Genomic DNA, 25870 nt, shown 5'->3' on the forward strand with positions numbered 1-25870 from the left:
TCAATACTTCTCTGGGCTGGCGGCTGGCTTGTTGGAGGACTTGATGACCGGCTGTCCCTCGGAATCGAGTTCGAGGATGATTCTTCGTGGTGTCACGATAACCAGCCGTTCGATCATCGCCGCCCCAGGCCCAACCTCGCGTGTGTAACGTCCCAGGCTGACGGCCAGGCTGGAACCATCGGGAACGTCACTCGAGCCCTTGTAACGGACCACGTTCGCGTTGGTGAGTTTGTGCACGGAGACGCGTTTTGGATCGCGCTCGGGGCCCGCTTGGCGAGGGATGAGCGTCGAGTCAAATAACTCGACCTGGAGGTTCGTCCCATGGGGCAAGTGTGATCCAGTGATATTGACGCGTCTGCCCTCATCCTCTCCGAGACCGAGGATCCCTCCCTCGCCGGATCGGGCCGTGCTGCCTCCGGAGCCGTAATAAGTCCATCCGGGTTTGATGAAGACAAACGCACGATCGTTCTCATAGGCGACAATCGTCGGTGCCTGGATCAGACAGGGCTTGGCTTCCGCTTGTGCGTGCCTGATGAGGGCAAAAAGGGTTGGCTCGTCGAAGATCCACTCGTGACCGTCCGCGTCCTGCTCGAGCGACGGGAGCCGATCCTGGAGGTGGTGTCGCCAGGCGTCCGCATCAAGGTCGATGGAACGAACCTGGTAGGACACCTGCCCCTTAAGTTCGGCCTTCGGAATCGATGGCGCCGAACGCGAGTTCGCACTCGTGCGGCCGACCTGCGGTGCCGCAGGCGGACGGACGACTGTGCGGGGCGGAGCAGGATCGTCCTCGGCGAATCCGAGGGAGGCGGCTACGAAGGCCACGGCCACGGCCGAAGGGAGGGCGGCGAAGGGCCAGAACTGAGGGCGGAGACGATGGGGCTTCATGCCGATGAGCTCCTGAATGCGAGGAAGAAGCGAGGTGCCCTCACCCATGAACGTCGCACCGACGTGGCGCGGCGTGGGGGGCCCAACGCGGAGGCGGGCCACGGCTTCCAAGGCCCTGGCCAGCGCCAGCGGGTCGCCCGTGATGCGAACCGCCAGGGCGTCCGCGCAGAGCTCACGCTGGCGGCGCAGCGACTGCGAGAGCCAGCGGACTCCAGGGTGAAAGAAGAGAACGGATTCCAGAATCCGTTGGGCCAGGTTCACGAGGTGGTCGGCCCGTCGCGCGTGGGCCAACTCGTGGGCGAGGACGGCGTCGATCGAATCCGCGCGGGCGGCGGCGAGCCAACGTTCCGGTAACAAGATGACCGGGCGGAACGCGCCGCATAGACAGGGCTCGTCCAGTGTCGGGTGGATCCGCATCGCCGGAATATTTTTGAGCCGCAATCGCCGACCCAGTTTTTGGGCCCGCTTCCGCAGATCTCCAGGGGCAGGGGATGCATCACGACAGAGTTGATTTAATCTGATCATGCCGAGGGCCAACACGATCGAAAGGCCGAGGACGGTTAGCACCCAGGCGGTCAGTGCGAATGGCCGAACCAGACGCGCAACGACAACCCCGCGATCGCGTGTGAAGCCGAGGAATCGAGACAACGTGGCCGCCCGAGCGACTCCTCCGAGCCTTACCTTCACGGCCATGGACGACTCGTCCCGCGGCTGGATCGTCGAATGTCCCGGCACGATCTCGGCGGCCGTCGCCACGCTCACCGCGTTGGCCTTCGAGCGCTGAGTAATCGAGAAGTAATGAATCGTCGTAAGAACGAGAGGACTGAATGCAACCAGGCACAGCGCCGCCAGTAGGGTCGCGTGCCGCGTCTTGTGCGAAATGGCCCGGCAGGTCTGAAAGAGGAGCGCAACGAGAGCGGCTGTGAGCAGCCCGAACCAGAGACTGTGCAGCAGTCCGAGCCAGACCAAGCCCCCACTCAACCCTTGGATCGCTTCGGTCGCGAGCGCTTGCAAGGGGCACCTCCTTCCTTGGTTTCGCCTACGCGGCGCTCATACCCGTCGAGGAGCGACCGTATCTGGTCGAGCTCATCAGCCGACGGCGCCGACTGGTCGAGCAGGTGCGCGACGAGCAGACTGGCCGAACCACTGTAGGCCCGCTCGAGCGTTTCACTGAGCAATGACCGTAGTGTCTGCTCACGGGGTGAAACCGGCTCGTAAACGAAGGCACGTCCCTGAGGGGAGCGTTGTAACAGCCCCTTCTCGGTCATCACGTTCATCAGGCTCATGACCGAGGTATAGGCCCGAGGCGGGTCGGCCTTTTGGTTGACGACTTCCAGAAGGTCACGCACCGTTGCCGGGCCGTTGCGCTCCCAAAGTAACTTGAGGATCTCCAACTCGGCGGGGGTCGGCTGTTCGGCTCGCGGACGTGCCATGAGGGCATTGACTCCCGGTTCCAGAACTCGGTCCCATGTGACGGCGGACATTCTACGGGTTTTGCCGTAGACGTCAACGGTAAAACCCGTAGAGACCCGGCGGACCAGACGTTCGTCTCGATCGTCGTGGCAATGGTCCTGTACAACCTGTTCGGGGTAGGGCTCGTGTCGCGGGAGCTTCTCGTCACGAGAATGCCGCTGGGATCAGGGCGATCCCCGACTGTGATCTCCAACTGCGTCGCTTTGCGCGACTCGGGTCTGACAATGTTTCGAGCAGAAAATTTGAAAACTGTGGAATTGTGGGTGTGATTATGAGTGGTAATGGCAAGTCATTGCGCCTAATTGGTTAGTAAGTTAAATAGAATTCTAAGATGACTTGGGTATTGACCAACGGGTAATTGTGAATTACAAAAAGACCACGGCCGCTTCATCCCACGCCAGCCAGGAATTGCGGACGCCAAGTCAGGACGTATCGACTTCGCACACGGGACGGCGCCCCCAAACCCGCCATCAAGGTCCTGTCATGCTGATTCACCCACGGACTGATCCCAATCCCCACCGTTCCCCAAAACCTTCGGAAGGCGAGACCGCCTCCACGATCAAATCATCGCCGTTGCATGAAAGCGGATCCAGATGCGATGGCTTTGCTCGGTCATGACCCGGTCCTCGTTGCGTCGGCCCGCGTGCCACTTGAGTTTCGTTGCCGATTCACGATGGGATTTTGTGCGTATGTGAGTGGATGTAAGCAGTTATGGCTGTGTGCAGTGATTGGAAAAATGCAAGCGATAGAGTCGTTATTATGTGGTTTTCAGGAATTACGGATTTTTTATTGACAAGTTTCTCCGGTTGCCTGACGATTGGTTTAATAAAGAATTTTGTGGCGGCGATTGTTGTTTTGTAAAGCAGGGCTGTCCTCCGCTGGCAGGTATCTCCTCGCAGTGACGAGTCGCTTTCCCCGTAGTTCGAGTCTGAGAAGACCTCATCGGCGGTGATGAGGATAGGAGCGGTCGCTCTTATCAAACTTCATTGAGTCCGTTCAGGGGAGCCTTAGACATGCGATGCAGACCCAAGGGATTCACACTGATCGAGCTTCTTGTCGTGATCGCGATTATTGCGGTCTTGATTGCGCTTTTGCTTCCGGCCGTCCAATCGGCCCGAGAGGCCGCGCGCCGAGCGCAGTGTGTCAACAATCTGAAACAGCTCGGATTGGGGATCCACAACTACCATGACACGTGGGGACAACTCCCCATGGGTGAGATGCCCGGTGGGCTGTCGGCCCAAGTCGGCCTTTTGCCGTTTATCGAACAGTCGTCGATCTACAACTCGTTCAATTTTAACAATTCTGCGCGGTGGATCTGGACCGAACCGATGACCTTGACGGTCGGTCGAACCCGAATTAACTCGTATCTCTGTCCCTCGGAAATCAATACTCAGTATGCCAACGATGGATATAATTTCTGGGCATCGACCTATGCGTGGAACTCAGGGACGTGGTGGCCGCGGATGGGCTCGTGGGATGGAGTTTTCGGTCGATCTTACAATGACGACGCCGCGCTTCAGCCATTCACGCCCGGGAATTTCAACCTGGCGGCGGTGACCGATGGCACCAGCAATACATTGCTCGCTTCCGAAGTGGCCAATGGACCGCTCACAAGCGGCGCGCCACGATCGAAGGTTTCGGACTGCTACGAAGTTCGCGGGCTGACGCGCACGTCCACCGTCGATCAAGCCGTCGCGGCCTGCAATGCGATTGACTGGGCCAAAGGACCGATCCCCTGGACTGGAGGCTGGCGTTACAAAGGCTACACGTGGGTCGAGGGAAGCATCTGGCGGAACTGGTTCAATACGATTCGGACCCCGAACCAAACTTGCTGCACGATGGACGACCAGAGTTGGTGGTACATCATGAAGCCCGCCTCGTCCTACCACTCCGGCGGAATCAACGCCACCATGGGTGACGGCAGTGTCAAGTTCGTCAAGGATTCGATCAACCGCCAGGTCTGGATGGCTCTGAGCACTAGGGGTGGTGGCGAGGTGATCAGTTCGGATGCCTACTGACCCCGTAGACCACGCGCTCATCAGGAGACGGCGGTCCATTCGAGTGTGAATGGACCGCCTGGTTCGGACGATCACCCATCCACAACGTCACTTCAAGATGAGATGGTTTCGCAATGCCTATTCATGGACGCCGGATTTTCGTGTCGGTCTCGTCCCTGTTGTTGATGCTCTTGGGCTTCCTGGCGGCAGGCTGTCAAGAAGCACCGCCTCCACCGATCACGACCGAGGCATTGGCCGAGGCCAAGAAGGAGCGAGAGGTCATCATGAGGAAAGAGTACGGGAATGGGGGCTTCAAGCAAACGGGTGCGAAGAAATAAGAGGCAAGACAGGCTCATTGGGAATGTTGATATCGCCGATGTGAGATCCGTCCTTGATTTCCTGGGAGTCCGGACCCTTTGGTTTGAGCCGGACTCCGACGGTCACCCCGGCGATGATCCGAGACCTTGCCACCACAGTTCGTCAAACCCGAAGGCCTGATCTTGATCCCCGTCCCTTGCTTCTTCGCTCTGATGGCCCCTCAGGCGTCGCCCCTGAGATCGAAACGGGAGAGGCCCTGGCGGTCGTCACGGCGAAGGTACGTCGCCAAGTCGAGAGTCTCCGACCATGAATCCAACGCGGCCAACCTCAGACTCCGGGACCGGTTTCGACCCTATGTCACGCGTCGAGATCGCCGGTTCGTTCGACGGCAAGAGGCGTCGCTGGCCGCGTCTTCTCGTGACGATCGGCATCGTCGGTTTTGCACTTGGGGTCGTCTGGCAAATGGTGGTTCGTGACTTGGTGAGCTCGTACCTCAACTTGAGGAAGGAGTCTCAAGCCGCGGAAGACAATGCGCCGATCGGCTATGTCGGCTTGAATCTCCGACGGTCGTATAACGACCGCGCCGCCGTTTTTCTCTCGAAGAAAGACGGGCGGACGCAGCTTTTCGCCGCCAAAAAAGGGGGCGGCGAACCCGACGAAGTCTACGACGTCACGGAGGCTTCGATCGATTTGGCCGCCCTTGAGGGTGGCTTCGGACGCGACTCAATCCCGGGCATCGATTACCCGATGATCGAAACGTCCCAAGGCGCGCGAGGAAAGAAACTTCGTAAACGACAAGACGTGTTCAGCCTCGATCTTGAAGGCGGCACACGCGTCTATCCTCGCGATCTGCTCGAAAAAATCGAAATGGTGAACGATCGTGACGGCGACACGTCGTTTCTCGTCCTCTACGATCGCGGGCGGTCGAAAGTCTTGTCATTTCGCCGTGACGTTGACGGCTCACCGGTCAGTTTTGGCTCGACCGGCTACTCGCGGTTCAAACAGCCTGTCCTCTACGACCGCAAGACGCGCAGTGTTTGGGCCCTTGAAAGTGACGAGTTCGTCTGCGTGGCGGGACCCTTGAAAGGCCGATCGCTCAAGTCGTTTCGTCCTGTCGCCTCGACGACCTGGGGCTCCTGGCTTGGTCAACATCCCGACACCACCGTTGTCGTTGGCAACGACCGCTCGAAGCCGATTCCGAGCGAGTGAGCGAATCGCGCTTGAAAGGTTTCCGTTCTCCCGAAACCGGCGGGTGTGGAATGCCTGCGAGTCGAAACCCGATCAAGCGGCCGGGGAGGGGAGTGACTTGCGAGTGGCCAGTTGGGTCGCGACGACCGACCAGACCCGATCGGGCGTGAGTTCGGCGAAGCATTCGAGCCGGGAGCACGTCGTCACGTAGCTCGCGGCGCACCAGACTTTGGTCTCGACCGCCGTGGCATTGGGGCCATACGGCCCGTTCAAGGCCGGGCTCGTGCAGGTATAGATCCCGACCACGCGAGCCCCCGCCGCCGTGGCCAGGTGGAGCGGCCCGGAGTCGTTCGAGAGAACCAGGTCGACCGCGGCGGAGGCGGCGGCCAGTTGGGGCAGGGTGGTCCGGCCGCACAGGTCGACGACCGGGGTCGTGCCGAGCTGCCGTCGAAAGGCGTCGACGATGGGCCGATCCTCGGGGGCGCCGACGACGACCAAGCCCGCCCCGTACAACGCGATCGCTCGGCGCGCGACCTCGGCGAAATGCTCGGGGGGCCACTGCTTGGTCTGCCAGCGGGCGCCCATGTTCAGCATCAACCGAGGCGTCGGCACATCGGACAGGACCTGGCGCGCCCAGGCCCGGTCGACTTCTCCGGCCGCCACCACGAAGCGGGGGGACGCGATGTCGGCTCCGAACGACTCGGCGATGCTGAGCAGTCGATCCACGGCGTGCGTGGCCGAGGGCGGCGGCGTCACCCGATGGGTGTAAAAGAGCGAGGCGCCTTCACGCGCATCGGCCAGTCCCACGCGAATGGGCGCTCGGGTCGCGGCGGCCATCAAGCCGGAACGGAGCAATCCCTGCAAGTCGATCGCCAGGTCGTAGCGACCGTTGCGGAGCTGAGCCAGGAACCGGGCGAACGTCGCAATGCCCCTGGGACGAAAATTGGTCCTGGCACGATCGTAGATGACCACGTCGTCAAGCTCGGGGTGGCCGTCGACCAGCCCGCGTAACGAGGCGTTGATCACCCAGCTGATTCGTGCTTGCGGCCAGATTGCGCGGAGCGCGGAGAGTGCCGAAAAGGCATTGACCACATCGCCAAGCGCACTTGGCTTGATGATGCAGACCCGGGCGGGGTGCAAGTCGCGTAGTTCGTGAAGCGGTCTGACCATGATGGGGGAACTCCCTTTCCCGAGCCGGGGCACAGGCCGATTTTACCAAGAAACGACGGGGCGACAACCGAAGACTCGCCGCGGGACGGATGCCGCTTGCCAAAGCTTCTCCAGGTCGCCAAACTGCCTTGGATCCCAGGCGTGGAACCCAACGCGGCTGGCAACCGGGGTTGCGGGGACGAGTGTCCTTCACCCGCCCGCCTGATTTCGGCACGTAAAACGAAAGTCAAAGCTTATGACGCCGCCCGCGACACGACGAGAGTTCCTCGGAGCGACCGGACTGGCCGTCGGGTCGGCGAGCCTGGCCCTGGCGTCGGACGAGCGGCCTCGAGCTCCTGGGTCGGCTCCCCGGATGAAGCTGGCCGTGGTGACGAGCGTCTACCACTACCTTTCGCACGCCTACCACATCATGGGCCGGTTCCTCGACGGCTTCGTGGTCCACGACGGCAGTGGCCTGCACCGCCCTGACTTTGAGATTGCGAGCCTGTTCATCGAGCAAGTGGCCGAGGAGACCGACCTGGGGCGAGCCAAGGCGGCGCGAAACCAGGTCCGGCTCAGCCCCTCGATCGCCGATGCCCTGACTCTGGGAACCGGGAAACTCGCCGTCGACGGAGTTCTCCTGATCGCCGAGCACGGCGATTATCCGTATAACGAAAAGCTCCAGAAGCTCTACCCACGTGGCCGGTTCTTCCGTGAGGTCACCGACGTCTTTCGAGCCTCGAAACGCTCGGTCCCCGTCTTCGTCGACAAGCACCTCTCCTACAGCCGGCCCGAGGCGCGCTCGATGGTCGAGCAGTCTCAGGAGCTTCAATTTCCCCTGATGGCCGGCTCCAGCCTGCCGGTGACCTGGAGGCTCCCCGCGCTCGAGGTTCCTCTGGGCAGGCGCTGGAATGAAGCGCTGGTGGTCTCGCGCGGCGACCTCGAAATCTTCGGCTTTCACGCACTCGAGACCTTGCAGTGCATGGTCGAGCGCCGCGATCGGCAAGGGAAGCCCCAAGGCGTGGTCGCCGTGACTTGCCTGGAAGGAGACGCGGTTTGGGACGCCGGCGAAAAGGGGATCTGGTCGCGGCAGCTACTCGATCAAGCGCTTTCCCGCAGCCATACCGTCAACCCCGGAGACATGAGGCAGAACACCGTCGACTTCAAACCCCCTTCCGGTCGCGACTTTCAAACGAGGCTGCGCCATCCGATCGCCTTCCTCGTGGAATATGCCGATGGGTTTCGCGCCAGCGTCTTGATCCTCAATGGCCACGTCGACGATACGACCTTCGCCGGCCGACTGGGGGGCGAGATCGTCTCCACCTTGGCATACCTACCGGCGCCCCCGGGTGCGCGGTTCTTCGATCCGCTCGTCTTGCGGATCGAGGACTTCATGCACAAGAAGCGGCCGCCCTATCCCGTTGAGCGAACCCTGTTGACCGGAGGAATCCTCGACGCGGCGCTCGAGAGCCGGATCCGGAATCATCAGCGGATCGAGACCCCCGACCTCGCCACCATCGATTACCAACCCCCGGCCGACTCCGGTTATATTCGCTCACCGGTCGCGAACCCGGACGCGAACAAGGTCTGAGCCCCTGGACACGGTTCGCTATGATAGGTCTTGCGGGCGGAGCGCCCGCGGCTCCAACAGGGAACGCCATCGAGGCGGACGCCGCTCGAAGCCGGCGCCCGCTCAGCCATAAAAAGGTGAGGGAATGAAGGCGGAAATCATCGCGATCGGTAGCGAACTGGTCAGCGGGCAATGCCTCGACACAAACAGCCAGTGGCTCAGCCGGGAACTCGGCTCGCTTGGGATCCCCGTTCACTTTCACACCACGCTCGGCGACGACATTGACGAGGACGTCGCGGCCTTCCAGATCGCGATTGCGCACGCGGACCTCATCCTGGTGAGCGGAGGGCTGGGGCCGACCCAGGACGACCTGACCCGAGAGGCCCTGGCTCGGGTCGCCGGTGTTCCGTTGGTCGAAAACGCCGAGGCCCTCGCCGCAATCGCAGCCATGTTCGCGCGGCGGAGCCGGCCGATGGCCGAACGGAACCGGGTTCAAGCCCTCTTTCCGCTCGGAGCCGAGATGATCCCCAACCGGGTGGGAACGGCCCCCGGGATCTGGATGAAGGTGGGCAATGCCGTTGTCGCTTGCTTACCCGGCGTCCCGTCCGAGCTGCGGGTGATGTACGACGAACAGGTCCGCCCCCGTTTGAATCAGTTCGCCTTGGGTGGTCGGGTCATTCTCCACCACAAGATCAACCTGTTCGGCAGAGGGGAGTCGGACGTCGAGGCCGCAGCCCTCGATTTGACGGCCCGGGGTCGCGTCCCCGAGGTTGGGATCACGGCCCATGACGCCACAATCAGTTTTCGGATCTCGGCCGAAGGAACGACCGAGGACGAAGCACGGCGGGCGATGGAGCCGACCCTGGACCTGATCCGCACGCGGTTCGTCGAGCTGATCGTCGGCGAAGGCACGGATGACGTGGCCGAGGCGCTGCTCGCTCAACTCGTCCGAACCGGAGCCACGGTGGCGACCGCCGAGTCGTGCACGGGGGGGCTGGTCGCCCAGATGATCACGGCTCAACCTGGCGTCAGTGCCTATTTCCCCGGAGGGGTCGTCTCGTATTCCAATCAGGCGAAGCAGGAGCTCCTCGGTGTCCCCGCCTCACTGGTCGCGACCCATGGCGCGGTCAGCGCCGAAGTCGCCGAGGCGATGGCCACGGGGGTCCGCGATCGGTTTCACGCGACCCTCGGCCTGAGCGTGACCGGCGTTGCCGGGCCGACCGGCGGAACGCCTGAGAAGCCGGTTGGTCTCGTTTTCCTCGGGTTAGCAACTCCCGATGGGAAAGTCCAGACACGCAAGCTCGAGATCGGCCCCGAACAACCTCGTGAGATCATTCAGCGACGATCCGCCAAGCACGCCCTGAACTGGGCTCGACTGGCGCTTCTCCCCATGCCCTCGAGGGAAATTCCATAAAATTCGGCGAGGGGGCCGTTGCTTTTAAGCAACAGGGGAATCGCCGCCCTTGAGTCAATAAGTGAAATCAAATAAACCAAGAACACGTTGTTCGTCCCGAGGGCTTCGCCGTAACCACCCGTGCAAGAATCGGGGGGGGCAACCTCCTCTACGCGATGGACCGTCGGGAGACGGCCCCGAAGCGAACCCCAGCCCTCGCGGGCTGGCTGGCCCGGAGCGGGCCAGTGGGCGGTAATGTAGCACCGGCATGCGTCGCCCAAGAAGCCGTCTGCTTTAGCTGACGGAGTGCTCACCCTGATTCCGCCTTGAGGCCCGGTTGCGACCAGAGCGTCTTGCTCTCGGGGTGGTGCGTCCGAAGCCAGGCGGTGGCCTGGTCGAGCAATCGCTTCTGGTCGTCGGGTCGCCCCTTGAGCCGACTGGCGTCGAGTAAGAGGCAGGCAAGGTCACGCTCCGGTCCCGAACCCTGGCAGGCGGCGGCCAATTCCAGGCGTCCCGCGCTCGCAGTCAAATCCTGTTGCCCCAGAACGAACGCGGCCCAGAGCGCAGTGGCTCGATCCGGGTTTTTCTTCAACTCGTCCAGCGCGACCGGGGGAAACTTGACCCCGTCCACCGCGGCGTAGGCCATCGGGCGGGTCAGGAGCAGTCGGAGCCAGACTGGCCAGCCTGGGCTTCGAGCGATCGTCAACGCGTACTCGCGCGGATCCGCCGAGGCCGCTTCGGCCGTCAGTGATTCGGCGAGGACATACCGCGCCAATGCCGGGAGCGGGGTCCTCAGGCAAATGTCCCAACGCTGCCTTTGATTGACGTTCGGGTCACGACTCAACGACGAAGCCGCTCGAATGCGTTCGGCCTCCGGGCGGGCCTCGTCGTGCAGGACATAGACATTCCGCCACACGTCGCGGAGGGCCCAGGCACCGTGGGCGAACCAGCCAATGAGGCCGATGAGGACGGCCAGGCCGAACAGACCCACGTAGAAGAGCGACCCGTACTTCTCGCGCTGGGAGAGTCGGGGCGGATCTGGGGTGACGATCGGGAGACCGGGAAAGACAAAACCGGGCGTGTCCCGCGAGTCTGGATTCGCATCGGGCGTGACGATCGGTAAGACGGGGAACATCCGCCCTGGAAGGTTGGGGTGCGGTGGATGGGGGTGCGAATCCATGGGCGTGTGCTCCGCGACAAAGGGTTCCTCAAGGTCCATTCTATCGCCGATTGGTGATTCCGATCATCGCGCTTTGACGGACTTGCGATTTCGGAATAAGCTTAATCAAGTCGATCGGGTCAAACGGTCTGACCTCGATTCTTGAAGGTCTTGAAGTTGAGAACCCGGCAGAGGCACAGGAGCCACGCTCTCCGCGGAAGGGCGTCTCATCAAAAAGGTTGGCCCCCCAATGAAAATTGCCTCTGTCATTCAGCGATTTCTCAACGATGAAGCGGGACCGACGGCCGTCGAATACGCCGTGATGCTCGCCTTGATCTTGGTGGCCGTCTTCGCCGCCATTAATTCCGTCGGATCCACGACGTCCGCGTTGATGCAGAACAACGCCGATCAGATCACCAAGGCCGTGAACACGGCCGCTTCTTGACCCGCCATTCCCGCGCACGTCGCCCTCGCTGAATGCGACCCTGTCTTGGTAGCATAGGATCGTTGTACGCTCCGATCCGAGTTCCGATTTGAGACCGGACGCGTCTCCGATCCGATCGCCTGCCATCGCGGGATCATGAAACTTAAACGCTTGCCCGAAGACTTTCAGGTTGAAGAATTGCCCGTGGTCGCGCAAGGCGAACCCCGAGGCCGATTCGTCTATTATCGACTGACCAAGCGTGGCTTGGGCACGCTTGAAGCGATCGAGGCGGTCAGCCGCCGCTGGAATATCCCTGGCCGGCGGATCAGCTACGGGGGATTGAAGGACCGGCATGCGGTGACGGTCCAGTACCTCACGATCTTCGAGGGCCCCGAACGCCCGCTCCATGAGACCAGCTTCGACCTCGAACCGGTCGGTCGGCTGCCCGAACCTTACGGCCCCAGCCACTTTCGTGGGAATCGCTTCGCCGTGGTGCTCCGCGACCTCTCGCCGCATTCGCTCGACCAGGCCCTCAAGGCCGTTTCGGAGATCCCGCGGGACGGTTTGCCCAACTATTTCGATGACCAGCGGTTCGGCTCGGTCGGCTTCGACGGCGGCTTCATCGCGCAGGCCTGGCTGACCGGTGACCACGAGCGCGCCCTCCGACTGGCGATGGCCGAGCCCAATCCGTCGGACCGGCCCACCGCCAAGGCCGAAAAAGCGATTCTCCGCGAGACCTGGGGCAACTGGGTCGAAGCCAAGGGCCGGCTCGATCGGTCGAATGCCCGAAGCTTGGTCACCTACCTGGTGGACCATCCCACCGACTTTCGAGGAGCGTTCGCTCGCCTTCGCCGTGAACTGCGATCGCTCTACTTCTCCGCGTTCCAAAGCCACCTCTGGAACCTGATCCTGGGACGCTGGATCGAGCGCAACACCCGTGAAGATCAGCGCGTGCCGATCGACTTCAAGGTCGCCACCCTGCCGATCCATCATGGGTTGGACCCGGTACAGGCCGAACTCCTGGGCCTCAGTCGGATCCCTCTGCCCGCCTCGCGTTCTCCCTTACCAGAGGGCCCGATGCGCGAAATCGCCGAGGAGGTCGTCGCGGAGTTCGGCTTGAGTTGGGAAAATCTCCGGGTGAAGCACCTCAAGGATGTCTTCTTCTCGAAGGGAACGCGACCCGCGCTGTTTTTCGCCGAGAACTTGGAGTACTCCGGCGCGCCCGACGAGCTCGATCGCAGGAGGAAGAAACTGACGCTCTCGTTCGAGCTTCCGAAGGGGGCGTATGCCACACTCCTCGTCAAACGCGTGACCGACGCGGCGAGTTGACGAGCCCTTGTGATAGCAGCAAAGCCGCATGTTATCAGAATTGCGATGAATCGTCTGGTTGAACTTAGCCCCAAGGGGGCGGTCCAAGGTCGCCCAGAGCGACCAACAGGGTCGGATTTCTCGAGACTGCAGCAAGGATACCGGGATCTCGTTCCCACGCTCTGCGTGGGAACGAGTTTCTCCCGCGAATTTCGGCCTCCGGAGCAGTCAGACGGCCCGGCTTCCTTGCGACAGACTCGATTTCTCGGGGCGTTGCCCCAGGCTGTCTTGGGCCGCCCCGTGGGGGCTAAGCGCTTCTGTGTGCAATATTGTTCAGATTTGCTCGTAAAGATCCGATCCACGCCGCTCAGCAGCGGTACTCACCCATGTGAGAAAGTCGCCCACCTTGAACCTCGACGTACTTTACGAAGACAACCATTGCCTAGTGGTGAACAAACCGGCGGGGTTGCTTGCCCAGGGAGACGTGACGGGCGATCTGAGCTTGGTCGACCTGGCGAGTTCTTACCTGAAGACGAAGTATCAGAAGCCGGGGAACGTTTACGTCGGCCTGGTGCATCGCCTCGATCGCCCGACCTCGGGCGTGGTGCTCCTGGCAAAGACGAGCAAGGCCGCCAGCCGGCTCTCGGCGCAGTTCCGCGCGGGGTCGGTGGAGAAGATCTACCACGCGGTGATCGATGGGTCGTGTCCCGAAGATTCGGGGGAGTGGAACGACACGCTCTGGAAGGATGAGGAGCGGAACGTCGTTCGGGTCGTGCCTCCGAACACACCGGGTGGTCAGGAGGCTCGGCTTGCCTTCCAGGTGCTCGGCCGGTTTCCCCGGACGACCCAACTCGAGCTCCGGCCGATTACGGGGAGGAGCCATCAGATTCGGGTGCAGCTCGCCGCCCGAGGCTGTCCGATCGTCGGTGACCGCAAGTATGGGGCGGTCAGTACCCTCAGGATGAGTGACGACCGCCCTCGGATCGCGCTCCACGCTCAAAAACTCACGTTCACTCACCCGACGCGGGGGGAAGTGATTTCGATTGCCGCTCCGGTCCCGAGAGACTGGCCCGTGCCTGTGACCGAAGCGAGTCAAGCGACGACCGGCTCCAGTACGCCAGAGGCACCCCCAACCCTGTGACCACCATGGCAGCGCAAGTTCGCCAAACGGTCGTGTCGTGCGGGCGTGAGTCGAGGGTCTTCTGAGATTCGTACGATTCCTGGGCGACCTCGGTGATCGTCTCCGCCGGGAGTGAGGTCGTCGCGGGTTGGGACGCGGCGATGGGGGCCGGTTGGGGTTCGGCCGCGGCCGACGGGGCCGACTTCAGAGCGTCGGTGGGAGCCAAAGCACTCGGGACAGTGGCAGGGGCGGGAGCGGGAGCGGGAGATTGCGTCGGCTTCAAACCATTGAGGTAAGTATTCGTCGCCGCCCAGAATTCTTGGTCGCTGAGTCCGAGTTCGTCGGCCTCATGCTTGGCGACCTGGGCATCGACCCCATCGACGGTCAGCCGGCGGATGTACCAGAGCGCTCCGGAGCGAGTTCCATCCGTATCACAGAAATAAAGCGGACGAGCGTCGGACAAAGTCATTTCGAGATTGAAACGGGCGACATGTTCCGCATCCATTTTCTTCAGACCAACCGGTAAAGCCACGTAGCGCATCCCTCGGTTCGCCACGTCCTCAATGAAGGACGGCTGAACCTGGCTCGTCTCGCGCAAGTCGAGAATCGTTTTGTATCCCTTCTCGGCGAGCCAATCGAGACCGGCGGTCGTCGGCAGGCTCCCCCCCGAGAGCTTGGGCTCAAGCGCGACGAATCGGCGAATGCCGGGAGCGACGCTCACCTCCGAGGTGGCCGGAGGTTCGGTCGTCGCCGGGGCGTCCGGTAGGGTAGCCGGCTTCACCGCGGCGGTTTCCGCGGCGGCGAGGGGAGCGGGTTCAGGCAGTTCGTTACGTGACTCGTCACGGGGAATCGAGAGCGGTGGCAAGTTGTCGAGCCAGCTCTCCGAGGCCGGGTCGGCCCCCCGGGCCGACCGTGAGGCCGGCTCAGGGGTCGAGACCACCGCTCGTGCGACGTTCTCTCCAAGAGAGTTGCGTGGGCGAGCCGCTTCATAGCTGGCTCGCCCCGCCGAAGATTTCGTTCCCGACGGGGTCACGCTTCCTGTCGAGGAATCAGGCGCGGCCGACGGGGGGCGTTCTTTTTCAATGGGCGCCGGTGAGAGATCCAGCGGCGTGCTATCGACCGGAGGCGCCGGCAGGCTCGGCCCCCCCCCCGGGGCGACGACGGTCGGTGAACCGAACTCGAGTGGGGCTTCCCCCCCCATGCTCATGGGGGCACTCTCACCGCAGCAGCCTGCGCCGCCGCTGACGACGCTGGCCCCGATCGGGGTGCCGAGTCGGGCGCCTCGATTGAAGACCCGATCGCGAAGTCCCTTGAGATAATTGCAGGGACCGACACCACGGCAAGCACCGCCGCAAGGGCTGGAGCCGCAAGGTCCGAAGAATCCTGATTGGCAGCCTGTTTGAGCCAGTCCCGCCAAGGCAAGCAGGATCAGGCCCAGTGGTCGGAGCCGAAACAAACGCCGTGGCCCAGGGGCGCCCCGAGCGGAGCGACCGGTTCCAATCCATCGCATCGTCATCGCTTGTATCTCCCGTCTTCCGACACCCATTCGCACGTCACCGGGTCGTTCCCCAGATCGAACTCCGCGCCGATCCTGATGCAGGGCAGGACGCTCTGCGGTCGACAGAATGAATGGCGAGAAGTTCGTCTCTGTTGCCGGTGTGAAAGACGCCACGGGTCCGTCGCGTCGACCACGCCGAGGATTTGCCGACCATCAGGAGAGAGGAGCCGCGTCGCGACGCGAGATCGCTCGAGACAATGCACAGAGATGCGGCTCCGGGAGACGGTTGGCATCGGGACGCTCAATGGGTGTCAACTCTACAGGTACGCAACCGATCCCTGGACGAAGCGAGTCGAAAAAAAAGACGCTCGCCTTCCACGTCGTTCAGGCGGCACTCCGGCCGCGTCTTCGTTGCGACCGATGCATCCCGATCGGCGAAATCACCGACCGAAATCAAGGCCGCCTGGGTGCGGAGTCCGGGTGACGACCAAGGGCTTGAGGATCGTCGATGAAACTTAGCCGACGTTCGAGTGGTTGCCAAAAATCCATGGCGATTTCTAGAATGATTTTGTGAGCGTTTACCGCGAATTCCGCAAAGTTTCCCCAACTTCCACAACTTCGGCGGCTCCATGGCGAATTCCGATGCGAAAGTCCCCGCCTCGCAGCGACGGACCCGACCCGCTTGGCTGGGAGCGATCGTGATCGGGGCGGTGGCCACGGTGGCGTTCGCCTACGATTTGCCCTCAGAACCCTCATTCGTCGACGAATGGGCTTATCTTTCCCAGACCTACTACGCCGACCTCTGGATCGAAGGCGCGACCAACCGCGCGGAGTGGCTCGAGTATCCCGCCTATGACCTCCCCCCGTTACCCAAGTATCTGTTCGGCCTCTCGCTCCGCGCCGGGGGATACCGCAGATCAGGGCGAGTCGATGCCCTGAAGTGGTATGCCGACACGCGGAGCCAGTTTGGCACCCCAGCCACCCTGTTGGTCGCGCGGTGGCCCACCGTTTTGATCGGTGCGCTCGGATGTGTCGCAGTCTATGGGCTGGGAACGATCGCCTTCGATCGCCGAGTCGGCGGGCTTGCGGCTCTGCTTCTGATGGTCAACCCGCTCTATCGAGTCCATGCGCGCCGGGCGATGTCCGACGTCATCGCCGAAAGCTTGATCGTGCTGACGGCCTGCGTCTTCCTCTGGGCCTGGCGGAGGTTGCTCAACGGCCGGCTCGGGCCATCCACCTGGCTGTTGGCGGGTGCGGCAGGCTTGGCGGGCGGCTTGGCCGCGCTGGCGAAACTCAATGGAGCGCTGGCGATGATCATCGTCGTCGCCTGGACTCTGCTGGCCCTGGTTCTGCCCCGGATCGCGTCCGCAAGAAAGGGGGCGGTCGTCGTGGCGGCCCTGGTTGCCGTCGGCGTCTCGATCGCGACCTTCATCGCGGGCAACCCGTTCCTGACCGCCCAACCGCGGGGCGCTTTGAACTCGCAGTTACAAGCGACCGCCCGATTGTCGCTCGGCCAACGCATGCGTTTTCTCGTCGACCATCGCATGGGAATTTCGCGCGGACAGATGGAGATCTTTCCCCATAACGCCCTCCCGACCGCGTTCGACAAGATTGCGACGGTCTGCGTTCAGGGGTTCGGCCGGTTCGGGCCGTTCGGCCCCCATGAATCGAACTCGCGGATCCGCTATGATCCGAACCAGGACTGGGGGGCCCTGATCTGGCTCCCACTCGTTGTGCTCGGGGCCGTCCAATCCGCGGTTCGCGGGCGGGCTCAAACGAAGTCAGGAGATGCGCCTACCGCCTGGGCGATCCTGATCCAGACCGGGGTCGCCTTGCTCGTCGTGACAATGTACCTGCCACTCGCCTGGGATCGTTACTACCTCTCGCTCCAGCCCGGCTCAGCGCTGCTCGCGGCGGTGGCGGTTGTGGCGGTCGCCGATCGTCTCTTCAGTCGCCGTGCCGGCGCGGAAGGATCATAAGTCGTGGGTATGCTCCGTCGCCCCGAGACCTGGGTTTTTGTCATCCTGCTGGGGAGCTATGCCTTCTTCTGGCACGCCCGCGACTGGAATAGCGCCAGCCGTTTGATGCTGACTTATTCAATCGTCGATCGGGGGACGGTCCTGCTCGATGGCCTGGATCAACAGACGGGGGACATCGCCAAGTTTCATGGTCGGTACTATTCCGACAAGCTGCCCGGTTACTCACTGCTGGCGACCTTGCCGTACGCGGTGGCCAAGACGGTGCTGGGCCTTCCCCCACACCCGCGGAATGTCGCGGGCCTGGCCTATTGGCCGGCCGATTACTGGACGACCCTTGGCACCTCGGGGTTTCTCTCCGCGCTGAGTGGCGTCCTCCTGACGATTCTGGCCCGCGACCTCGGTTGCGGTCCACGCCGGTCGTTGCTGGTGGGCCTCGGATACGGCCTGGCGACCCCTGCCTACGCCTACGCGACGATGAGCCATGGCCATCAGGCCACCGCGTTCAGCTTGCTCGCCTCGTTCACGCTCCTCTGGCGGGAAAAGCAGGCCCGGCCCGCCGTGCGTGCCTTCCTGGCAGGGGTGATGGCGGCCTATGCGGCGGTCATCGAGATTCAGGTGGGGCCGGTTTCGGCGATCCTCGGGTTTTACTTGTTGGCCCAGGTTGTGACCGGCCAGCGAAAGGTGGCCAGGCTCGGTGAATTTGCGGTGGGGGCGAGCCTGCCGACGCTCGTGCTGCTGGGCTACAACTTTCTCGCCTTCGGTTCTCCCTGGGACATGGGCTATTTTCACCATGCCACCGATGCCTTCCAGAAGGTCCACTCGGCGGAGAATCCGCTTGGCCTGCGCGGGATCGCGGGGGCACGGATCATCCCCTTGCTCTGGGGCGGCTATCGTGGCCTCTTCTTTTACGCACCGATCCTCGGTTTGGCGATTCCCGGTTGGGTCGTGCTTGCGAACCGCCGGAAGTGGGGGGTAGCCGTCGTTTCGGCTGCCACCGTCCTCGCGATCTTCCTGGTCAACCTGAGCTATCCGGAATGGACCGGGGGATGGTCCACGGGGCCGCGACTCCTCGTCCCGCTGATCCCGTTCGCCATGCTTCCGGTCGCCGCCTCGCTGGCCGCCGGGGGCCCGCTGACGACCTGGGTTGGCGTTGGACTGGCCCTGGCGGGAGGAGTCTTGATGCTCCTCTTTCAAGGAATCGGTGCGCATGTCCCGCAATTCATCGCGGATCCGTTGCTCGACGTCGTCCTGCCGCTCTGGAGCGGCTCGCCGCTCCCCGCTTGGTGGGTGAGCGGGCGATTTGCACGGAATCTTGTGAGCCTGCTCATACCCGGTCCGTTGGCCCAGCTCCCCGAGCGTTGGCAAGGGCTCCAGTTCGTCCCGCTCGTGGCCGCGCAGCTCATCGTGATCGGCGCGGCGAGTCGGTGGATTCGTCGTGTCCCGAGGCCGCCGGTGCCGGGACCGGCGGATCAACAGCCAGGCTCAAACCTGGGTGTTGATCAGGAGTAAGACGGCCGTCGTGAGCACGAGGATGCCCAGGATCCAGGTGCTGAGCCGGCCGGCGTGGAGCCAGATCAATCGCCAGTTTTCGTGTCGGGACGCGGAGTAGACCAAGCTAATGGCGACCACCAGCGGGAGCACAAACCAGTAGAGATGGATCATTCCGAAGATCACGCCGAACCCTCCGCCTTGAGGCCTTCCAGCTTGACGTCGGCTGAGACGCTGTCGGCCAACTCCGCTTCATCAAGCTCGGCGTAGGCAGGTCCCTCGAAGGCGTCGTAGATGGCCAACACATTGAGCAGGCCGGCGACGGTCGTATAGATCGTACCGACTTCGATGAGCTTACCGTAGCGCTGCAGACCATTGATCACGTTCTGCGACGGTTCGGCCATGAATCCGCCCAGGATCGGCTCGAGCCCGTAATATTGCAACGTGCTCTGCACGAGGGCGGGCAGGGCGGGCAGTCCGACAAAGAACTGTCCCACGTAGTGGAGGCAGAACTTATCGGGGTTGTGCATCGGGTTCACCCACCGCCAGTAGACGATCTTGCCGTCTCCGAGGGCAAACCCAAGAAAGTAAAGACTGAGAATGCAGAGGGCGTAAAGGAGACCCTTGGCCGTTCGGCCCTGGTAGAAGTGCCCCGACCCGGGGACAAGCCAGGCCAGGAACGCGGCCAGGTAACGATTACGGAGGGGGACTGGAGTTATAGGCATGGGTTGCGAGATCATCCCGGTCCCAGGTCCACCGCACGAGCCATCGCCCCGACGGCGAGGTGCCAGACGTACCCGTCGATCTTAACACGGCGGGGCAGCGCCCTTCCAGTCCGATCCGACTCAGACGCGTCAGGCACAGAACGCCGAGCGCCGGCATTCCGCGGAGACGCCTTCGACGACTTCGGGGGGAATAATCTCGAGCCCGCGCATCGCACCGGCCATCAGCGCGAGCGAAGCGAGGCGGTCGAGGCTTCGGGGCACCCCTTCAGTCAAGGAGTGGAGCCGGTGCACCGCTCGAGGGGTGAAGATCGGCTCATCGCGGCCCGCTACGGCGAGCTTGGTCGTGATGTAGCGTTCACTCTCGGTCCGCATCAATGCAGGCAAGGCGATCGACAACCCCCAAGGGTCCAGCGTTCGTTCGTCGTCCTCCGAACTGCGGAACACCTGAATCACGGAAAGACGAGCCGCCGGATGGGAGTCGGCATGCACGAGCCGATCGAGATCGAGGCGATCGGTCGGATCCGGCAAGTCCTGGCAATCATCGATCGCCAGAATGACTTGCAGCCGTTGCCATCGACAGAGCCGGAGCGCCTCGCCCAGCCGCTTCCAGGCCGCCCCTCGGCTGGCGCCGGCCGGGACAGGAGCACCAAGGGCCTCGGCGAGCTCGGAGAATAAGGAAACTCCATCCACGGGGCTCGAGATCCGCGCGATTCGACGCCCGGGGCCGCGGACCTCGCCGAGCGCCTGGGCGAGGACCCGAGACTTGCCCATTCCCTCCTTCTCTTGGAGGATGGCCAACTTGCGTCCCGACTCGATCGTCTCAACCAGGCGCGCAACCGCCTCTTGGTGCGCCTCGAGCGGGACGAAGGGCGAGGACCGCGCGTCGAACGGGTCTCGCGAGAGCTTCCAGTAACGCTTCCACACGGGGCAGAGACCTCCTCAGTCAGCGCGGGCTTCGGCATCGCGTTCCCTTGCTACGATCGGTAAAATCGGCCTTTTCCTTTGGTTCGAACCCGATAAAAAAGGGTGGCGATGGCCGACCGCTTCTATTGCCCCGATCCCCCAATCTCCGGCCAGTTCACCATCGAAGGCGATGAGGCCCGCCACCTGGTCCGGGTCCGCCGGCTGGGCGTGAAGGATCAGGTCGAGCTTTTCGACGGCCGAGGGTATGCCACCTGCGCCGAGGTGAGGGCGGTGGGGCGCGATCGGGTCGAGCTGGTCGCCGTCGGCGCCGCGTTGCCCGATCGGCCGTTGCCCTGCCGGCTGACTTTGGCGACGGCGGTCCCCAAGGGAGAACGGTTCGACTGGCTGATCGAAAAGGCGACGGAGTTGGGGGTGACCAAGCTCATCCCGATCATTACGGAGCGATCGGTCGTCGACCCACGCGACGCCAAGCTCGAACGGCTCCGTCGTCGGGTCGTCGAAGCCTCCAAGCAATGTGGTCGGAACCGACTCATGGAGGTGGAGCGGCCCACCCCCTGGTCGGCGCTCCTCACGAGCAGAGCCCATGGAGTTCGGCTTCTGGCTCACCCCAGCGGAGCACCGCGCGGGCGGTGGCCGCGCAGTGAGGAGGGCCAAGCGGGGGCGGTGACGCTCGCCGTGGGCCCCGAAGGGGGATTCACCGACGCGGAAGTCGACGAGGCCCAGACGCACGGATGGTCGATCGTGGGACTCGGGTCGACCATCCTGCGGATCGAGACGGCTGGGCTCGTCGGCGCTTCGGCGGTCCTGGCTCAGTACGAGGTTGGGGACGAATCAGCAGTCGGGAGTGGGCCGTCATAGCCCATTGATCGGCGCGGCGGGGCGCTTGCGATCGTCCCCGCCCGGAACGGAACGGCGGGAGCGCTCAGGTCCATTGGCCGCCCGATTTATCCTGATAGATCGACCAGACATAGCCGTCAGGGTCTTTGAGGGCAAACTCGCGCCAACCCCATGATTGATCGGTGGGCTCGCTCGAAAGGCTGAGCATCGCCCCTTCGTCGAGGCAGTGCTGGTAGAAGGCGTCAATATCATCCACGCGCAATTGAAGATGGATCCCGACACCCGGCTTGGTATCCGCAAACTCCGCGGCATGCGCCTCTCGAGGGTGAAGCATCAGGCTAAAGTCGCCAATCCGCAGGATCGCCAGGCTGATCGGAGCGCCTTCTTCTTCGGCGTGGATCTGGGCAACCTCGGCACCGACGACTTCGTTATAGAATTCAAGCGACTTGAGCACGTCCTCCACATACATGAAGACGCTAGTAACTTGCCCCGCCATCCGCATCCCCCTCTCGCCTGCCAGGAAATTCACCCGCCGGAGGATACCCCGAAGGACCTTTTCCCGCAACGGCGCACGCGCATTGATTCACGTGGCTTCGAAACTCAAGCGTTCGGAACGCTCGCTCTCTGTTTCGATACGTTCGCAACGCAGGGCGAGCGTTCGCTCTGTTCCAGCCCGAGTCAGGGAAGGTTACTCCACGCCCAGATGCACGGTGCCCGTCGACGCGGGGGTCATCGCCTCGCCGCAGCAGGTGAAGGACTGGGCGTTCGTCGAGCAGGTGCAGGGATTGATAATCTCGATCTCCGAACCGCACTTCCGACACTGAAGCCGTTGACCGGCCGGCAACTTGACTCGATTGCTCGCGTTGGTCGCTTCGATTTTCGTCGTCATCGTTCGGCTCCTCGTGGTGGATTGCCAGAGCGGCAATGCCTCTTCGTCCCGTCGAGGGGGGCCGCACACCGGGGCGAGGCACACGAATTCGCGCTCGCCCATTTCCCTGGCGGGTCTGTCGAGACTTCGATCCAGAGAACGAAGGCATCGAGAATTCCAGTGATGCAAATGCTAGACCCGCGACTTCTCAAATCGTAGAAATCGAAGTGAGCCGAGCGGCTCGGCCGCTCAAGGTGCCTCGTCGCCTGCGAAGAAGTCCACGGTCTCCCGGATGGCGGGGAGGAGATACCCGACGGCGGAGTAGTGGCCGCAGTCGAACCACTGGATGCGCGGTCGACCCGCAGCCTCCCAGAGTGCCATGGCTGACGCCGGTGGGATCACCTCATCGACATTTCCGGCCATCATGAACAGACGCTTGCCGACCAGGCGATGGGCATAGGTCAGTGGGTCGAACGGGGCGGTCAAGGTCTTGAAGTCGGCTCGGGTGCGGCCTGATTTCAGCCAGAGGTCGCGATACTTGGCCGCCTCGGGCATCTCCCAGAGGATTCGCGCCAGGTCGCCGCCAGCCAGGAGCAGGGCCGCCTGATTGATCGTGGGATCGATGGCCGCGGCCAGGGAGGCGACGATTCCCCCCAGGCTGATGCCGGTGACGCCCAGCTTGGTCGAATCGACCTCGGGTCGGCCCGCCAGCCAGGCCGCCGCGCGCCGGACGTCGCACACGCCTTGGCGCATTGACAGCAAGGAGCGTTCCATGTCGGCCGAGAGGAACTTCTTGTCGCTTCCCGCCGGCCGTCGCTCTCCGTAGTAGGGGAGCTTGACGAAGAGTGCCGCCACCCCGCGCTGGGCTAAACGGGCCGCCAGGTAGCGTGAGAGGGCAAAATCGGCTCCGAGGATGTGCAAGACCACCACCGCCGGACGACGCCCCGGTCCCACCGGGCAGAAATATTCGGCGTGAACCGTATTGTTTTCCGGGTCCGGAGTCGTGATCGGCGACGGGAACCGGACGGCGTCCACCGAAAACGTCGACTCGGTCCGGATCAACTCGCGTTCGTAAGGGAATTGAGCCGCGGTCAGACGGTAGAGCTCGGGAACTTGAGCTTCCGCCGCCGTCGGCTGAAAGCGGGCTTCCCCCTGCTCCACCCCACCCAGAACGAGCGTCACGATCAGAACGAATCCGGTCATCAGTGGTCGGGCTCCGGTAAGCGAGTGTGCCAGTGTGGGGGCGAGCGAGTTCGATCTGGCGAACGAACGGTCGCGCCAGCCATTGTTGGATCAATGGCGACCAGCCGGGGCGGAGCTGCCAGGCCGGATCGCCTCCGAGCTTGCGGTCGAAGGTTCGGGGAGTCCGGGAGCGTCGGGGGCTGAATCGGGAGGGAGGTTGAGGGCCGAATCGTCTGCGCCGGGGGTTCTCCAGTCGAGGCTCATCAACTCGGCCCATCGATTCAATTCGGGGACCGTCTGAAAGACCAGCTTCATCGTGACCGCGATCGGCATGGCAAGGATGAGGCCGACGAGTCCCCAGAGGAAACCCCAGAAGAGGCAGGCGATCAGCACCGTGGTCCCGTTCATGTCGAGCGAGCGGCCCATCACGAACGGGGTTACGATATACCCCTCGATTCCGACCGCCGCGAGGTAGACTGCCGCCACGATCAGGGCATCGCCGATTGACCCTGACTGGCCGATCGTGATCAAGGTTGGCAGGCCGCCCCCGATCATTTGACCGACGTAGGGAATGAAGTTCATCAAGCCCGCGAACAGTCCCAGGGCAAACGGAAACTTCACGTTCAGGCCCCAGAGCGACAGGGCCAACACGATGCCGAGCCCGAGGTTGATGATCGTCCGCGCCACCAGGTAGTTGCGGATCTGACTGGTCAACCGGCCAAGGATCCGGGCCGCGGCATTCGCGTCGCCGGGAGTGGCGGCGAAGAAGCGGATCACCTTGGTCGTCAGCATGTCGCTCTCAGCCAGTAGGAAGAGCACCAGGATCAGGATGAAGAAACCCTGGGCCACCCGGATCGAGAGGTCCGCCAGGCCGATGCTCAAGGTATCGATCACCATCGCCCGGTTCGCGTCACCGAGTAAGTCGATCGTTCCCGGCTCGGGCAAGATCCCCCGCATCGACGGATGGTCGCGAATCATGTCATTGATCCGGTGACTGATCCGCCCGGAAAGACGTTCGATGTCCGCCGGAAGCGTGTTGGCCGCCTGGACCAGGCTCTCGGCCGTCAGGCTCGCGACGTAAAGGCCGCAGAGCACCGTTAACAAGAAGAGGACGACCGCCGCACCCGTCGGACTGAGCGGGAGCACGCGACGGAGCAGAGTCGTGAGCGGGTTGAGCATGCATGCCAGCACGAGTGCTAGCGCGATTGGGATGAGGATCGCCTTCAGAAGGTAGAGCGCGGCAATCACACCGAGAGTGGCCAGAACCACCAGGGAGGGACTGGTCAGTTTGGTGACTCGATCCACTCCTGCCTCCTCGACCGCCCGCGCACTTTGCTCATCGTTCCACCCGATCCATCATCACTCGGCATCGCGCGCTTGGCAAGAGTCGGAAGGGACGCTCGATGCGATCCGATCGATCCGCTCGAGGTCGGCGAAGCGGCGCAGCAGCCCCTTCAGAGTCGTGTCGGCGGCCGGCAGCACGGCCTTGACTGGCTCCTCGATCGACCCTGGGGCGGGAACGATCCCGGTCCAGGTCAAGCGCAACGGCCAGCCGAGCGATTCCGCCGTCCGGTTGAATCGCTCCTGGAGCCGGAGCGCCCAGACCACGCCCCAGTGATCGCGGAACCAGAGCCAGGTGGCGTCGAGCCCGGTGTGTGCCGGGCTGACGCGGTCCGCGCTCCGGAACGCCGTCCAGGCCGAAACCGCCAGGCACCAGGGATAGACCGACCAGAGTCTCGCCCCTTGATTCAATCGAAGCTCACTGCGTGTGAGTGCCAAATATTCGCAGACGAACCCAAACCCGAGCCAGGCCGCCGCGCGCCCATAGCGGGTCGGCAGATAGTTCGTGACCCCGGCGATGACCACGAGCCCGTAGAAGAGGCTCCAGGGCGCGTCGAGCCGTAGCCGGCTCAAGCCCTGCGCCTTCCGGGCCCAACCGGGGCCTTCGAGCCACGGGATCAGAAAGACGAGGACGAGGAGCGCCATCAAGATCGCCCAAGCCCCTCCACCGGGCCGACGCGCATTCAGGACCGAGATCAAGGCCGCAAACGAAGCGAGCACCGCGAGATAAACCAGGTGCCCCGCCATCGGCCGACCCGACGCGATCGTCTCCGTCCCGGCCACGCCCTGCGAGACCAATCCGATGAGGATGGCGAGGCCGGCCCAGGCCACTGCCGGTCGGAGTTCCGTCCCCTGAGCGCCTCGCCAAGCCGCCCTCCAAGGGACGATCGCCGTCCCCAACGCGAGGCCGACGCAGGCCGGTGCCCACCCAGGGTCGAAGATCAGGGCCAGGCCCCCGAGCGCCAAGAGGATCCGGATCCCAATGCTCCATGGACTCAAGCGACGCACTCCCGAGTGGGCTTAGGGGACGATGGGAAAATAGCT

At 63.2% G+C, this 25870-nt stretch carries 23 protein-coding genes and 1 pseudogene; 11 read left to right on the plus strand and 13 right to left on the minus strand.

The window, feature by feature from the left end; translation table 11 throughout:
* Complete coding sequence (locus BUS42_RS41040) at positions 1–1899, minus strand: M56 family metallopeptidase (protein WP_074317796.1); 1899 nt, start codon at positions 1897–1899, stop codon at positions 1–3.
* The gene (locus tag BUS42_RS41045; protein ID WP_074317798.1) at positions 1863–2318 is read right to left on the minus strand and encodes a BlaI/MecI/CopY family transcriptional regulator; all 456 of its coding nucleotides are present in this window, start codon (positions 2316–2318) and stop codon (positions 1863–1865) included. The genes BUS42_RS41040 and BUS42_RS41045 overlap by 37 nt, the downstream gene beginning before the upstream one ends.
* A gap of 1053 nt (positions 2319–3371) precedes the next feature.
* On the opposite strand from BUS42_RS41045, the gene BUS42_RS41050 reads away from it, so the two are divergent.
* The 3 genes from BUS42_RS41050 (at position 3372) to BUS42_RS41060 (ending at position 5882) form a co-directional block, all read left to right on the plus strand.
* A complete protein-coding gene (locus BUS42_RS41050; protein WP_074317800.1) occupies positions 3372–4376 on the plus strand; it encodes a DUF1559 domain-containing protein in 1005 nt (334 codons plus the stop codon).
* A 113-nt stretch (positions 4377–4489) separates the two neighbouring features.
* Positions 4490–4693, plus strand: a complete 204-nt coding sequence (locus BUS42_RS41055; protein ID WP_074317802.1) for a hypothetical protein — start codon at positions 4490–4492, stop codon at positions 4691–4693.
* Positions 4694–4979: 286 nt separating this feature from the next.
* Positions 4980–5882, plus strand: a complete 903-nt coding sequence (locus tag BUS42_RS41060) for a DUF3179 domain-containing (seleno)protein (protein ID WP_074317805.1) — start codon at positions 4980–4982, stop codon at positions 5880–5882.
* 72 nt (positions 5883–5954) lie between these two features.
* Here the strand turns inward: BUS42_RS41060 and BUS42_RS41065 are convergent, their stop codons facing one another.
* Positions 5955–7031 (minus strand): glycosyltransferase family 9 protein, encoded by a 1077-nt coding sequence (locus BUS42_RS41065; protein WP_074317808.1) that lies wholly within the window; start codon positions 7029–7031, stop codon positions 5955–5957.
* A gap of 235 nt (positions 7032–7266) precedes the next feature.
* Here BUS42_RS41065 and BUS42_RS41070 point away from each other — a divergent pair, with 235 nt between their 5' ends.
* Together BUS42_RS41070 and BUS42_RS41075 are read left to right on the plus strand one after the other, a co-directional pair.
* Positions 7267–8601, plus strand: a complete 1335-nt coding sequence (locus BUS42_RS41070; protein ID WP_074317810.1) for a hypothetical protein — start codon at positions 7267–7269, stop codon at positions 8599–8601.
* A 124-nt stretch (positions 8602–8725) separates the two neighbouring features.
* A complete protein-coding gene (locus tag BUS42_RS41075) occupies positions 8726–9994 on the plus strand; it encodes a competence/damage-inducible protein A (protein WP_074317813.1) in 1269 nt (422 codons plus the stop codon).
* 289 nt (positions 9995–10283) lie between these two features.
* On the opposite strand, the gene BUS42_RS41080 is transcribed toward BUS42_RS41075, so the two are convergent.
* The gene (locus BUS42_RS41080) at positions 10284–11153 is read right to left on the minus strand and encodes a hypothetical protein (protein WP_074317815.1); all 870 of its coding nucleotides are present in this window, start codon (positions 11151–11153) and stop codon (positions 10284–10286) included.
* A 229-nt stretch (positions 11154–11382) separates the two neighbouring features.
* Here BUS42_RS41080 and BUS42_RS41085 point away from each other — a divergent pair, with 229 nt between their 5' ends.
* The 3 genes from BUS42_RS41085 to BUS42_RS41095 all read left to right on the plus strand — a co-directional run bounded on the left by BUS42_RS41085 (position 11383) and on the right by BUS42_RS41095 (position 14005).
* Entirely contained in the window at positions 11383–11577 is a 195-nt protein-coding gene (locus tag BUS42_RS41085) for a Flp family type IVb pilin (protein ID WP_074317818.1), read from the plus strand.
* 135 nt (positions 11578–11712) lie between these two features.
* The gene (gene truD / locus BUS42_RS41090) at positions 11713–12885 is read left to right on the plus strand and encodes a tRNA pseudouridine(13) synthase TruD (protein WP_074317820.1); all 1173 of its coding nucleotides are present in this window, start codon (positions 11713–11715) and stop codon (positions 12883–12885) included.
* Between the two features lie 385 nt (positions 12886–13270).
* Positions 13271–14005 (plus strand): RluA family pseudouridine synthase, encoded by a 735-nt coding sequence (locus tag BUS42_RS41095; RefSeq protein ID WP_074317823.1) that lies wholly within the window; start codon positions 13271–13273, stop codon positions 14003–14005.
* 391 nt (positions 14006–14396) lie between these two features.
* Here BUS42_RS41095 and BUS42_RS46900 read toward each other — a convergent pair.
* Positions 14397–15530, minus strand: a pseudogene (locus tag BUS42_RS46900) (fused DSP-PTPase phosphatase/NAD kinase-like protein); the annotation flags it as partial.
* 581 nt (positions 15531–16111) lie between these two features.
* Here BUS42_RS46900 and BUS42_RS41110 point away from each other — a divergent pair.
* Positions 16112–17461, plus strand: coding sequence for a phospholipid carrier-dependent glycosyltransferase (locus BUS42_RS41110; RefSeq protein ID WP_083671428.1), 1350 nt, complete (start codon positions 16112–16114; stop codon positions 17459–17461).
* Between the two features lie 9 nt (positions 17462–17470).
* Positions 17471–18970: a hypothetical protein gene (locus BUS42_RS41115; RefSeq protein ID WP_074317831.1), complete on the plus strand. Its 1500-nt coding sequence runs from the start codon at positions 17471–17473 to the stop codon at positions 18968–18970.
* On the opposite strand, the gene BUS42_RS41120 is transcribed toward BUS42_RS41115, so the two are convergent.
* The 3 genes from BUS42_RS41120 to BUS42_RS41130 all read right to left on the minus strand — a co-directional run bounded on the left by BUS42_RS41120 (position 18944) and on the right by BUS42_RS41130 (position 20598).
* Positions 18944–19135, minus strand: coding sequence for a hypothetical protein (locus tag BUS42_RS41120; RefSeq protein WP_254054133.1), 192 nt, complete (start codon positions 19133–19135; stop codon positions 18944–18946). The two genes, BUS42_RS41115 and BUS42_RS41120, sit on opposite strands and share 27 nt — an antisense overlap.
* Positions 19132–19674, minus strand: coding sequence for a DUF6677 family protein (locus BUS42_RS41125; protein ID WP_254054134.1), 543 nt, complete (start codon positions 19672–19674; stop codon positions 19132–19134). Before BUS42_RS41125 ends, BUS42_RS41120 begins: the two co-directional genes overlap by 4 nt.
* 129 nt (positions 19675–19803) lie before the next feature.
* Positions 19804–20598: an ExeA family protein gene (locus BUS42_RS41130; RefSeq protein WP_074317837.1), complete on the minus strand. Its 795-nt coding sequence runs from the start codon at positions 20596–20598 to the stop codon at positions 19804–19806.
* 108 nt (positions 20599–20706) lie between these two features.
* Here BUS42_RS41130 and BUS42_RS41135 point away from each other — a divergent pair, with 108 nt between their 5' ends.
* Positions 20707–21456, plus strand: a complete 750-nt coding sequence (locus BUS42_RS41135) for an RsmE family RNA methyltransferase (RefSeq protein ID WP_074317840.1) — start codon at positions 20707–20709, stop codon at positions 21454–21456.
* A gap of 64 nt (positions 21457–21520) precedes the next feature.
* Here the strand turns inward: BUS42_RS41135 and BUS42_RS41140 are convergent, their stop codons facing one another.
* The 5 genes from BUS42_RS41140 to BUS42_RS41160 all read right to left on the minus strand — a co-directional run bounded on the left by BUS42_RS41140 (position 21521) and on the right by BUS42_RS41160 (position 25825).
* Complete coding sequence (locus BUS42_RS41140; protein WP_074317953.1) at positions 21521–21931, minus strand: VOC family protein; 411 nt, start codon at positions 21929–21931, stop codon at positions 21521–21523.
* A gap of 192 nt (positions 21932–22123) precedes the next feature.
* Positions 22124–22324, minus strand: coding sequence for a hypothetical protein (locus BUS42_RS41145; protein WP_074317842.1), 201 nt, complete (start codon positions 22322–22324; stop codon positions 22124–22126).
* A gap of 228 nt (positions 22325–22552) precedes the next feature.
* Positions 22553–23506 (minus strand): alpha/beta hydrolase family protein, encoded by a 954-nt coding sequence (locus tag BUS42_RS41150; protein WP_074317843.1) that lies wholly within the window; start codon positions 23504–23506, stop codon positions 22553–22555.
* A 90-nt stretch (positions 23507–23596) separates the two neighbouring features.
* Positions 23597–24790, minus strand: a complete 1194-nt coding sequence (locus BUS42_RS41155) for an AI-2E family transporter (RefSeq protein WP_074317845.1) — start codon at positions 24788–24790, stop codon at positions 23597–23599.
* Between the two features lie 54 nt (positions 24791–24844).
* Positions 24845–25825 (minus strand): hypothetical protein, encoded by a 981-nt coding sequence (locus BUS42_RS41160; protein ID WP_254054135.1) that lies wholly within the window; start codon positions 25823–25825, stop codon positions 24845–24847.
* Between the last annotated feature and the right edge of the window lie 45 nt (positions 25826–25870).

Origin of the sequence: Singulisphaera sp. GP187 (genome assembly GCF_900129635.1) — a bacterium.
Classification (GTDB): Bacteria; Planctomycetota; Planctomycetia; order Isosphaerales; family Isosphaeraceae; genus Singulisphaera.

Bases quoted from the DNA above. Each gene is read 5' to 3' on its own strand.
- BUS42_RS41050 (WP_074317800.1), top strand. From the start codon at position 3,372: ATGCGATGCAGACCCAAGGGATTCACACTGATCGAGCTTCTTGTCGTG.
- BUS42_RS41115 (WP_074317831.1), top strand. From the start codon at position 17,471: ATGCTCCGTCGCCCCGAGACCTGGGTTTTTGTCATCCTGCTGGGGAGC.
- BUS42_RS41135 (WP_074317840.1), top strand. From the start codon at position 20,707: ATGGCCGACCGCTTCTATTGCCCCGATCCCCCAATCTCCGGCCAGTTC.
- BUS42_RS41140 (WP_074317953.1), bottom strand. From the start codon at position 21,931: ATGGCGGGGCAAGTTACTAGCGTCTTCATGTATGTGGAGGACGTGCTC.
- BUS42_RS41075 (WP_074317813.1), top strand. From the start codon at position 8,726: ATGAAGGCGGAAATCATCGCGATCGGTAGCGAACTGGTCAGCGGGCAA.
- BUS42_RS41125 (WP_254054134.1), bottom strand. From the start codon at position 19,674: ATGCCTATAACTCCAGTCCCCCTCCGTAATCGTTACCTGGCCGCGTTC.
- truD (WP_074317820.1), top strand. From the start codon at position 11,713: ATGAAACTTAAACGCTTGCCCGAAGACTTTCAGGTTGAAGAATTGCCC.
- BUS42_RS41150 (WP_074317843.1), bottom strand. From the start codon at position 23,506: ATGACCGGATTCGTTCTGATCGTGACGCTCGTTCTGGGTGGGGTGGAG.
- BUS42_RS41080 (WP_074317815.1), bottom strand. From the start codon at position 11,153: ATGGATTCGCACCCCCATCCACCGCACCCCAACCTTCCAGGGCGGATG.
- BUS42_RS41060 (WP_074317805.1), top strand. From the start codon at position 4,980: ATGAATCCAACGCGGCCAACCTCAGACTCCGGGACCGGTTTCGACCCT.
- BUS42_RS41085 (WP_074317818.1), top strand. From the start codon at position 11,383: ATGAAAATTGCCTCTGTCATTCAGCGATTTCTCAACGATGAAGCGGGA.
- BUS42_RS41065 (WP_074317808.1), bottom strand. From the start codon at position 7,031: ATGGTCAGACCGCTTCACGAACTACGCGACTTGCACCCCGCCCGGGTC.
- BUS42_RS41110 (WP_083671428.1), top strand. From the start codon at position 16,112: ATGGCGAATTCCGATGCGAAAGTCCCCGCCTCGCAGCGACGGACCCGA.
- BUS42_RS41055 (WP_074317802.1), top strand. From the start codon at position 4,490: ATGCCTATTCATGGACGCCGGATTTTCGTGTCGGTCTCGTCCCTGTTG.
- BUS42_RS41070 (WP_074317810.1), top strand. From the start codon at position 7,267: ATGACGCCGCCCGCGACACGACGAGAGTTCCTCGGAGCGACCGGACTG.
- BUS42_RS41045 (WP_074317798.1), bottom strand. From the start codon at position 2,318: ATGGCACGTCCGCGAGCCGAACAGCCGACCCCCGCCGAGTTGGAGATC.
- BUS42_RS41145 (WP_074317842.1), bottom strand. From the start codon at position 22,324: ATGACGACGAAAATCGAAGCGACCAACGCGAGCAATCGAGTCAAGTTG.